General features: G+C 63.1%; 10 protein-coding genes. 3 read left to right on the forward strand and 7 right to left on the reverse strand.

The window, feature by feature from the left end; all coding sequences use genetic code 11:
• Nucleotides 1-187 precede the first annotated feature (187 nt).
• The 3 genes from holA to leuS all read right to left on the reverse strand — a co-directional run bounded on the left by holA (nt 188) and on the right by leuS (nt 4,538).
• Nucleotides 188-1,225, reverse strand: a complete 1,038-nt coding sequence (gene holA / locus BJQ17_RS28645; RefSeq protein ID WP_003249749.1) for a DNA polymerase III subunit delta — start codon at nt 1,223-1,225, stop codon at nt 188-190.
• Between the two features lie 39 nt (nt 1,226-1,264).
• Nucleotides 1,265-1,870 (reverse strand): LPS assembly lipoprotein LptE, encoded by a 606-nt coding sequence (gene lptE / locus BJQ17_RS28650; RefSeq protein ID WP_003249751.1) that lies wholly within the window; start codon nt 1,868-1,870, stop codon nt 1,265-1,267.
• Nucleotides 1,871-1,931: 61 nt separating this feature from the next.
• Complete coding sequence (leuS, locus tag BJQ17_RS28655; RefSeq protein ID WP_003249753.1) at nt 1,932-4,538, reverse strand: leucine--tRNA ligase; 2,607 nt, start codon at nt 4,536-4,538, stop codon at nt 1,932-1,934.
• A 227-nt stretch (nt 4,539-4,765) separates the two neighbouring features.
• Here leuS and BJQ17_RS28660 point away from each other — a divergent pair, with 227 nt between their 5' ends.
• Both BJQ17_RS28660 and BJQ17_RS28665 read left to right on the forward strand, forming a co-directional pair.
• Complete coding sequence (locus BJQ17_RS28660; RefSeq protein ID WP_003249755.1) at nt 4,766-5,080, forward strand: hypothetical protein; 315 nt, start codon at nt 4,766-4,768, stop codon at nt 5,078-5,080.
• Nucleotides 5,081-5,214: 134 nt separating this feature from the next.
• Nucleotides 5,215-5,976, forward strand: a complete 762-nt coding sequence (locus tag BJQ17_RS28665; RefSeq protein WP_004576917.1) for a YdcF family protein — start codon at nt 5,215-5,217, stop codon at nt 5,974-5,976.
• 146 nt (nt 5,977-6,122) lie between these two features.
• Here BJQ17_RS28665 and lnt read toward each other — a convergent pair whose 3' ends face one another.
• Genes lnt through BJQ17_RS28685 form a run of 4 tightly spaced genes read right to left on the reverse strand, consistent with a single transcriptional unit; the run spans nt 6,123 to nt 9,978 of the window.
• Complete coding sequence (gene lnt / locus BJQ17_RS28670) at nt 6,123-7,640, reverse strand: apolipoprotein N-acyltransferase (RefSeq protein WP_070096957.1); 1,518 nt, start codon at nt 7,638-7,640, stop codon at nt 6,123-6,125.
• An 8-nt stretch (nt 7,641-7,648) separates the two neighbouring features.
• Nucleotides 7,649-8,488: an HlyC/CorC family transporter gene (locus tag BJQ17_RS28675; protein ID WP_003249762.1), complete on the reverse strand. Its 840-nt coding sequence runs from the start codon at nt 8,486-8,488 to the stop codon at nt 7,649-7,651.
• A 25-nt stretch (nt 8,489-8,513) separates the two neighbouring features.
• Nucleotides 8,514-8,987, reverse strand: coding sequence for an rRNA maturation RNase YbeY (ybeY, locus tag BJQ17_RS28680; protein WP_003249763.1), 474 nt, complete (start codon nt 8,985-8,987; stop codon nt 8,514-8,516).
• Nucleotides 8,980-9,978, reverse strand: coding sequence for a PhoH family protein (locus BJQ17_RS28685; RefSeq protein WP_004576915.1), 999 nt, complete (start codon nt 9,976-9,978; stop codon nt 8,980-8,982). Before BJQ17_RS28685 ends, ybeY begins: the two co-directional genes overlap by 8 nt.
• A 232-nt stretch (nt 9,979-10,210) precedes the next feature.
• Between BJQ17_RS28685 and BJQ17_RS28690 the strand changes: the two genes are divergently transcribed.
• A partial coding sequence (locus BJQ17_RS28690) for a DUF1820 family protein (RefSeq protein ID WP_070096958.1) occupies nt 10,211-10,488 on the forward strand: 278 nt, incomplete at its 3' end.

Here is a 10,488-nt window from a genome sequence, read left to right on the forward strand (position 1 = left end):
GGTTAGCAGGTCCGGCCCTTTCGCGGGTAAACCCGCTCCTACGACGGCCTGCGCCCAACCTTCGATGCGTGTGTAGGAGCGGGTTTACCCGCGAATACGGTGGCGGCGGCAACGGTGAACGGTGGGTGGAGATTGATTAGCAGGTCCGGCCTCTTCGCGGGTAAACCCGCTCCTACGACGGCCGCAGTTACTCGGGAGGGAGGGCCAGGCGCTGGCCAGCCATCAACAGCGACAGCCGCGCCAGGCCAATCCACGGCGAACCTTCAGCCTGCCCTTTGATCTGCGCATCGATTCGCTGGGCATCCTGCAGCAGTTGCGCCCAACGCTGCGCCGAGAGGCGCTGCAGGGCCTTGCTGACCAGCGGTCGGCGTTTGTCCCAGATGGGCGGGCGGGCCTGGCTGAACGCCTTGTCCAATGGCACGCCTTGGCTGAACTGCTGGGCTAGCCCCGCCAGTTGGCGCAGCTCACGGGCCAAGGCCCAGAGGATGACTGGCGGCTCCACACCTTCACCGCGCAAGCCTTCGAGCATGCGCAGGGCATGCGCAGCCTCGCCGTTGAGAATGGCATCGACCAGGCCGAAGACATCGAAGCGAGCGCTGTCGGCGACGGCAGCCTGCACGGTTTCCACGGTGATCTGGCTGCCTTCGGCCAGTAGCTTGAGTTTTTCGATTTCCTGCGCGGCTGCCAGCAGGTTGCCTTCCACGCGCGCGGCAATCAGGTCGACGGCATCACGCTGGGCCGACAGGCCGGCCTGTTGCAGGCGCTGGTTGATCCACTGCGGGAGCTGGTGCACATCCACCGGCCAGATCTGGATGAACTGGCAATGGGCGCCTTCTATCAATGCCTTGCCCCACTTGGTCTTCTGCGCACTGCTGTCGAGCTTGGGCAGGCTGATCAGCAGCAGCGTGTCTTCGGCGGGGTTGGCGCAGTATTCCATCAGGGCGGCGGCACCCTTGTCACCGGGCTTGCCCGAGGGCAGGCGCAGTTCCAGTAGGCGACGCTGGGCGAACAGTGACAGGCTTGCACCGGCCTGGAGCAGGGTGCCCCAGTCGAAGTTGGCGTCGGCACTGAATACCTGGCGTTCATCGAAACCTTGCTGACGCGCAGCATTGCGGATGGCGTCGGCGGCTTCCTGGCACAGCAGCGGGTCGTCGCCGCTGACCACGTAGACCGGTGCCAAGGCGCCTTGCAGGTGCTTGTTGAGTTGGGCGGGGGCAAGTTTCATGGGGAACAGGTGGGGCGCCCGAGGGCGCCCCTCGCGGGCTTAGTTGCCCGGTACTTCCAGTGGCGATTGCTGAGGCGTCTCGGCTTGCTGGCGGCGGGCAGCCTCCAGCGCGGCAGCTTCGGCTTTGGCGCGCTCGTCGGCTTTACGCTGCAGCTCATCCAGCTGGGATGGGGACAGCATTTGCAAACGTACGACCATGGCGTTGATCAGGTCGCGGCGCATTTCTTCGCGGGCGCGTTTGGCTTCCTGCTCGGAGCCGGTGATGTTCGAGCCGTCACGCACGTAGACCTTGCGCACCTCCAGCTTGTCGCTCATCAGCTCCAGGTTGTTCAGGCCCAGGATGCTGTAATCCAGCTTGGTGGTCAGCTCGTACTCGGCGGTACGGTTGCCGCTGTTGTAGGTAGCCGAGCGCTCGCGCTCCTGTTCGTTGGTCAGCACCAGGCGATACGGTGCGCCGGCGTGCACGTTGACGCCGCTACGTTCCAGCACTTCACGCAGCTGGACCACGGTCGGGCCATAGGCATTGCGCGCGCTGACGTCCATTTCCTTTACGCTCAGCTCGGTGGAGCCGGTGCCGCGCAGCTGGAAACCGCAGGCGCTGAGCATGACCGCCAGGCCGATTACCAGCAAATTGCGTTTGATCATGTTGTTGCTCCCTTTTGGGCCTGTTCCGCCCACCCGCAGCCAATGCGGGTGGGCGTTTTCATCAGTTGGCGACGATGTTGACCAGCTTGCCCGGTACCACGATGACCTTGCGGATGGTCAGGCCATCGATGAAGCGCAGGACATTCTCGTTGCTGCGGGCAGCGGCTTCGACTTCTTCGCGGCTGGCAGCGGCAGGCATCTCGACCTGGCCGCGCAGCTTACCGTTGACCTGAACCACCAAGGTAATGGAGTCCTGCACCAGCGCCTGTTCGTCGACGCTTGGCCAGGCGGCATCGATCACCGAGCCTGCGTGGCCCAGGTGCTGCCACAGCGCGTGAGAGATGTGCGGAGTGATCGGCGCCAGCAGCAGGGTGACGGCTTCCAGGCCTTCCTGCAGCAGGGCGCGATCCTGTTCGGTGGCTTGCGGGGCCTTTTCCAGCACGTTCATCACGGTCATCACCTGGGCGATGGCGGTATTGAACTTGTGGAACTGGCCCACGTCGGTGCTGGCTTGCTTGATGGCCGCATGAATGGCGCGGCGGATGACCTTTTGCGCGTCGTCCAGGGCGGCAACATCCAGCTTGCCTGGCAGGCCCTGGCTGACGTGAGCCTGAGCCAGACGCCAGACACGGCGCAGGAAGCGGCTGGCACCTTCGACGCCGGAGTCGGACCATTCCAGGCTCATGTCGGGCGGCGAGGCGAACATCATGAACAGGCGGCAGGTGTCGGCGCCGTAGGCTTCGATCATGGACTGCGGGTCGACGCCGTTGTTTTTCGACTTCGACATTTTCTCGGTGCCACCGATTTCCACCGGCAAGCCGTCGGTCTTCAGGCGGGCGCCAATGATCTTGGCTTTGGCATCACGCTCGATTTCGACATCGGCCGGGTTGAACCAGTCCTTGCCGCCGTTGCTGGCAACGCGGTAGTAGGTCTCGGCGACCACCATGCCCTGGGTCAGCAGGTTCTTGAATGGCTCGTTCGAGGTGACCAGGCCTTCGTCACGCATCAGCTTGTGGAAGAAGCGCGCGTACAGCAGGTGCAGGATCGCGTGTTCGATACCACCGATGTACTGATCTACCGGCAGCCAGTGGTTGGCGGCTTTGGGGTCGACCAGGCCTTTGTCGTAGTTTGGCGAGGCGTAGCGGGCGAAGTACCAGGACGACTCGACGAAGGTGTCCATGGTGTCGGTTTCGCGCTTGGCCGCAGCACCGCATTTCGGGCAGCTGCATTCGTAGAATTCAGGCATGCGCGCCAGTGGCGAACCGGCGCCGTCCGGCACCACGTTCTCCGGCAGGGTGACCGGCAGATGGTCTTCCGGCACCGGGACGTCGCCGCAGGACGGGCAGTGGATGATCGGGATCGGGCAGCCCCAGTAGCGCTGGCGGCTGATACCCCAGTCGCGCAGGCGGAACTGGGTACGCGATTTGCCCAGTTCCTTGCGGATCAGGGCCGCTTCGATGGCGTCGAAGGCGCCAGCAAAGTCCAGGCCGTCGAACTCGGCGGAGTTGATCAGCTGGCCGTGCTCGCCATAGGCGGCCTGCCACTCGCTGCCGACTTCATCGCCAGCGCTGGTGCGCACCACGGCCTTGACCGGCAGGTTGTACTTGTGGGCGAACTCGAAGTCGCGCTCGTCGTGGGCCGGCACGGCCATGACCGCGCCATCACCGTAGTGCATCAGCACGTAGTTGGCGACCCATACTGGCAGCTTCTCGCCAGTCAGCGGGTGCTCGACCAGCAGGGAAGTGGCCATGCCTTTCTTCTCCTGAGTGGCCATGTCGGCTTCGGCAACGCTGCCGCTCTTGCACTCATCGATGAACGCCTGCAGCGCCGGGTTGCCCTGCGCAGCCTGGGTGGCCAGCGGGTGCTCGGCGGCGACGGCGACGTAGGTGGCGCCCATCAGCGTGTCCGGACGGGTAGTGAAGACCTTGAGGGTGCCTTCGTGGCCGATGCTGGCCTGGTCGTACGGGAACTGGACTTCCATGCCGCGCGATTTGCCAATCCAGTTGCGCTGCATGGTCTTGACCTGCTCAGGCCAGCCCGGCAGCTCGTCGAGGCTCTCCAGCAGCTCGTCGGCGTAATCGGTGATGCGGAAGTAGTACATCGGGATTTCGCGCTTTTCGATCAGCGCGCCCGAACGCCAGCCACGGCCGTCGATGACTTGTTCGTTGGCCAGTACGGTCTGGTCCGCCGGGTCCCAGTTCACGGTACCGTTCTTGCGGTAGATGATGCCTTTTTCGAACAGGCGGGTGAACAGCCACTGCTCCCAACGGTAGTAGTCGGGTTTGCAGGTGGTGACTTCACGTGCCCAGTCGATGGCCAGGCCCAGGCTCTTGAGCTGGGTCTTCATGTAGTCGATGTTTTCGTACGTCCACTTGGCCGGGGCGACGTTGTTTTTCATCGCCGCGTTTTCCGCGGGCATGCCGAAAGCGTCCCAGCCCATCGGTTGCAGGACGTTCTTGCCCAGCATGCGCTGGTAGCGGGCAATCACGTCACCGATGGTGTAGTTGCGCACGTGGCCCATGTGTAGCTTGCCGCTCGGGTACGGGAACATCGATAGGCAATAGTAGGTGTCTTTGCCTGGCTGTTCGGTAACAGCGAACGATTGTTGCTCGTCCCAGAACTTCTGGGCGGCGGCTTCGATATCACGGGGCGTGTATTGTTCGTGCATGGCTACTTTTGGCTGAGAGAGAAGAGACCTTGTTCCAGGCAGCGGAACCTCGCTGCGTCCGGCACTCCGGTGTCGTTTAGAGTGAACGCCGTAGCATACAGCAGCGCCGCGCATCGTGGGAAACCTTCGTTGCGAATGGCCGCTGGTCGCGGCGCAAGGCTGCTTTTTGCAGCGACGCTAAGCTCAGGTGTGGGGGGAGATATTCTTACCTTCAATGAGGTGAACGGATGGGAGAGACGCAGCTACCCGCAATCAGACCGGAGCTTTACGAGCGCCTGATCGACCGGCTTGGCCTGGCACTGGAAACGGCCAGGACCTCGGTGCGATTGCGCGACGAGATGCCAGCTGAGCTTGAGTTGCGTGGCTTGAGCCACGCAGAGTTCGAAGTGATCAAGGCCTACCTGGATTCCCTCCCGGAGCGCCACAATGCCGCTGTCGGCAGTTACCCACAAGCGGAGCCGACATCGGCCAAGATCATCTGGCTCAAGGACAAGAAACGCCCCGCCAGTACGGCGAGATCCAGGACGCTGCCACATCGCTAGCCGTTCAGGACGCCAGGCGCAGGCTATCGCGCGCCGGTTCTTCACTATCACACAACTCAAGATCGACGCCGGTACACACTTGTTGACCGGCGTCGATCCTTCTAGGCTGCACGCCTGCCAAGGAGGTGTGGCCGATGCCGATCCGATTCTTCATCAAACAATGGCTGATGCCGCCGGGCGTGCTGTTCTTGCTGCTGCTTGCGGCATGGTGGCTGCGTACGCGGCGGCCACGGTTGGCGGCGCTTTGCTTTAGCGTAGGGCTGGGTGGCCTGTGGTTGATGAGCCTGCCGCTGGTGGTGCAGGAAACCGCCCGTGTGCTGGAAAGTGAGCCGCCGCTGGCCGTGAGCGACTGGGCCGGCCTGGCGAGCCGGGCGGATGCCATTGTGGTGCTGGGCGCCGGGCGCGAGCGCGGGGACCCGGCCTGGGGTGGCAGTGACCAGCCCACGGCCACGGCACTGGAACGTATGCGCTTTGCCGCGCGGCTGGCCAAGGCCTCGGGCCTGCCAGTGTTGACCAGTGGTGGGTTGCATTACGGCACGCCGCCCAGCGAGGCGAGGCTGATGGCGGAACGCTTGCATGAAGATTTCGCGGTCGAGGTGAAATGGCGCGAAGAGGCCAGCCGCACGACCTGGGAAAATGCTCAGCTCACGGCCAAAGTGCTGCAGCCTCTGGGATTTCGCCGGGTGGTGCTGGTGACCCAGGCCTGGCATATGCAGCGTTCCCGCTGGAGTTTTGAAAAGGCGGGTTTTGAGGTGGTGCCGGCGCCGGTGGGGTTCCTTGGGCGCGATCATGCGCGGCCGTTTGGCGGTCTGCTGCCAGAGAGCCGGGCGATGTGGCAGAGCGGGCAGTTGTTCAATGAAGTGGTGGGGTTGGTGGGGTATCGGGTGTTCTACTGATTCACCGGCTTACATAATCCCCTGTAGGAGCGGGCTTGCCCGCGAAAGGGCCTGCCCTGCCGGCCAATCTCCACCCGCCGTTCACCGTTGCCGCGACTACCGTATTCGCGGGTAAACCCGCTCCTACAGTGGCCGCGTATCGCCAATCAGACGGTTTTTGCAATACGCCCTGCCAGCAACGCCCAGCCCAGCAGCAACGCACAGACAATTGCCAGCGGCCATGAGCGCCATTGCAGGTAAGGCGTCAGCTGCTGCATCGGCACCACCTCGCCATACAGCACGGCCTGCTGGAACTGCGGAACCTGCGTGGTAATGCGGCCAAACGGGTCGATCAGGGCGGTCACGCCGTTGTTGGTGGCTCGGATCATCCAGCGGCCGGCTTCCAGCGCGCGCATCTGCGCCATCTGCAGGTGCTGCAAGGGGCCGATCGATTTGCCGAACCAGGTGTCGTTGCTGATGGTCAGCAGCAGGTCGCTACGCGCAGCCAGGCCGGCGGCGAACTCGGGGTAGACCACCTCGTAGCAGATGTAAGGCGCAATCTGGTAGCCCTTGGCCTGCAGCAGCGGCTGATCTTCCGGGCCGCGGGCGAAGTCCGACATGGGCAGGTTGAAGAACTCGATGGCCCCGCGCAGCACGTCTTGCAGCGGCACATACTCGCCAAATGGCACCAGCTTCTGCTTGAGGTAGGTGCCATCGCCTTCGCCAGTGACGGTGATGCCGTTGTAGTAGCGGCGCTGGTGGTGCACTTCTTCACGCACCGGCACGCCCGTGATCAGCGCCGAGTGGCGCTCGGCGGCGAAGCGGCCCATCACGTCGATGTAGCCCTGGGCCTGGTCCTTGAGCACCGGAACGGCGGTTTCCGGCCACACCAGCAGGTCCACCGGCCTGGAGCTGAAGCTCAGGTCGCGGTATAGCGCCAGTTGCGCGTCGATGTGCGCGGGGTCCCACTTCAGGTCCTGCTCGACGTTGCCCTGGATCGCCGCCACTTTCAGCGGATCGCCTGCCGGAATGGTCCAGGCATGGCCCTTGAGCGCCAGGCCCAGCACCCAGGGGGCCAGCAACAGCACGCTGGCCACGGCCAGGAACGAGGGGCGGGTGCGCAGGCGGTGCAGGTTGCACAGCAGGGCGGCGGTGAGGGCGAGAGTGAAGGAAATCAGCCAGACGCCGCCCAGCGGCGCAAGGCCGGCCAACGGGCCGTCCAGTTGGCTATAGCCGGCGTAGAGCCAGGGGAAGCCGGTCAGGAACCAGCCGCGGAAGGCCTCTTGCAGTAACCAGAGGGCGGCGAAGCACAAGGCGTCGGCCAGTGGTGCTTCGTTGCGGCGTAGCCAGCGCGCCCATAGCCAGGTGGGCAGGGCGAAGAACCAGGCCAGTGCGGCGAAGAACGCCAGCAGCAACACGATTGCCAGCAGCGGCGAGGCGCCGCCGTAGGTGTTCATGCTGACGTAGATCCACCAGGTGCCGGCGCCATACAGGCCAAACCCAAACCACCAGCCACGCCACATGGCCTGACGCGGGCTGAGCTCGCGCAGGCCAAGGTAGAGCACCGCGATGGACAACACCGCCAACGGCCAGATGTCGAACGGCGCCAGGGCCAGGAGGGTGGAAGCACCGGCCGCCAGGGCCAGCAGGTTACCGGGCCAGCCGGGGCGGGTGATCCAACGCATGTTTATCCTTAACGGGTGATCGGGGTCAGGCGCAGCAAATGTATCCGCCGGCTGTCGGCGTTGAGAATACGGAACTTGTAAGACCCGATCTCAGTGGTTTCGTTGCGCTTGGGCAGGTGGCCAAAGGCGCTCATCACCAGGCCGCCGACCGTGTCGAACTCGTCATCGGAGAACTCGCTGTCGAAGAACTCGTTGAAGTTCTCGATCGGGGTAAGCGCTTTGACCAGGAAATCACCGCTGGGCAGTGGTTTGATGTAGCTGTCTTCCTCGACGTCGTGCTCGTCTTCGATATCGCCGACGATCTGTTCCAGCACGTCCTCGATGGTGACCAGGCCCGCCACGCCGCCATATTCGTCGATGACGATGGCCATGTGGTTGTGGTTGGCGCGGAATTCACGCAGCAACACGTTCAGGCGCTTGGACTCGGGTACGAAGGTGGCCGGGCGCAGCAGGTCCTTGATGTTGAAGCTGTCGCCGTTCTCCTTGAGGATCAACGGCAGCAAGTCTTTGGCGAGCAGGATCCCGAGCACATCGTCATGGCTTTCGCCGATTACCGGGTAGCGCGAGTGCGCGGCATCGATCACCGCCGGCAGGAACTCGCGAGGCGACTGGCCGGCCTTGATGCTGTTCATCTGCGAGCGCGGCACCATGATGTCGCGAACCTGCAGGTCGGCGACCTGAATGGCGCCTTCGACGATGGTCAGCGCTTCGCTGTCCAGCAATTTGTTCTGATGGGCTTCGCGCAGCAGCTCAAGCAGCTCCTGGCGGTTTTTCGGCTCATGGGCAAAAGCCTGGGTCAGTTTACCCAGCCAGGACTTCTGCCCGTTGCTCGATCGATCTTCGCTCATGGCGGTTCTCGTGATCCTTCGTGTATCAGTGTGTGATTGAGTCGGTTTCATCATCGGCATACGGGTCAGGGTGACCCAGTTCTGCCAGCAATTCCCGTTCCAGGCTTTCCATTTCCTCGGCCTCCTCATCTTCGATGTGGTCATAGCCGAGCAAATGCAGGCAACCGTGGATGACCAGGTGCGCCCAGTGTGCTTCCAGCGATTTGCCTTGTTCGGCCGCTTCGCGCTCGACCACCGCTACACAGATCACCAGGTCGCCCAGCAGCGGGATATCGAGCAGCTCATCGGGCACATCGGCCGGGAACGACAACACATTGGTCGCGTAGTCCTTGTGCCGGTAGGTGTGGTTCAGCTCCCGGCCTTCGGCTTCGTCGACCAGGCGAATGGTCATTTCCGAGTCGGCGCTGCGCTGGCGCAACGCCAATTCACACCAGCGGCGCAAGGCGGCGTCTTCTGGAGTGGCAGCATCCGTGGCCCGTTGGATATCAAGTTCAAGCATCTTTGCCGGGTGCCTCGGGCTTGGACTGGCGGGCTTCGAAGCGGTCGTAGGCTTCGACGATACGCTGCACCAGTGGGTGACGAACCACATCCTTGGGTTGGAAATGGGTAAAGCTGATCCCCGGAACGTCCTTCAGCACCTCGATGACGTGCGCCAGGCCCGACTTGGTGCCACGGGGCAGGTCGACCTGGGTGATGTCACCGGTGATCACCGCGGTGGAGCCGAAGCCGATGCGGGTCAGGAACATCTTCATCTGCTCGAGCGTGGTGTTCTGGCTTTCGTCGAGGATGATGAAGCTGTTGTTCAGGGTGCGGCCACGCATGTAGGCCAGAGGGGCGATTTCGATCACCTGGCGTTCGATCAGCTTGGCCACGTGTTCGAAGCCGAGCATTTCGTACAGGGCGTCGTACAGCGGGCGCAGGTACGGGTCGATTTTCTGTGCCAGGTCGCCAGGCAGGAAACCAAGCTTTTCACCCGCCTCGACCGCCGGGCGCACCAGCAGGATGCGGCGCACCTGTTCGCGCTCCAGCGCGTCCACGGCGCAGGCTACGGCCAGGTAGGTCTTGCCGGTACCGGCCGGGCCGATGCCGAAATTGATGTCGTTGGCCAGGATTTCCTTGACGTAGCGCTGCTGGTTGAGCCCGCGCGGGCGGATATTGCCCTTGCGCGTGCGCAGCGACACGCTGACCTCGTTGACGGCCGGGTTGTCGATGTTTTCGACAGCCGATTCCTGCAGGTACAGGTGCACGGTTTCCGGTGACAGGTCGGTGGCCTTGGTCTCGCGATAGAGACGGCGCAGCAGCTGTTCGGCAGCGGAGGTGGTCCTGGGTTCGCCGATCAGTTCGAACTGATTGCCGCGGTTGCGGATCTCGATGGCCAGGCGCTGTTCGATCAGGCGCAGGTGCTCGTCGAACTGGCCGCACAAGTTGGCGAAACGGTGGGCCTCGAAGGGTTCGAGGATGAAACGATGGGGTTCTATGGGTGCGTTCAAGGTCGTTTTTAGCCGCTCGACGGCGATGGAGTTGAACTCAAGAATAACCCTTGAATGGCAGTGGCGAAAGCACTGAAACGTTCAACGGTATGTACGGGCTGTTCTGGCCTTCACGCGGGTCAACCCACTCCGGCAAGGCCGGTGGGGATCCTATGGGCGCGGGTTCACCCGTGAACAGGCCAGAACAGGTATCATGCCCACCTTTTCTTACGCATGTGTTATCTGGTCGAACATGAGCAAACGCGAACCCGCCATCTATAAAGTGATCTTCCTGAACCAGGGCCAGGTCTTCGAGATGTACGCCAAGCAGATCTACCAGAGTGACCTGTGGGGCTTTCTGGAAATCGAGGAGTTCGTGTTCGGAGAGCGCTCGCAACTGGTCGTGGACCCGAGTGAGGAGAAGCTCAAGAGCCAGTTCGACGGAGTGGTCCGCAGTTTCGTGCCGATGCACTCGATTGTGCGCATCGATGAGGTGGAGCGCCTGGGCACGGCGAAGATCAGCGAGGCCAA

The organism is Pseudomonas sp. NBRC 111139, from assembly GCF_001753955.1.
GTDB lineage: Bacteria > Pseudomonadota > Gammaproteobacteria > Pseudomonadales > Pseudomonadaceae > Aquipseudomonas > Aquipseudomonas alloputida.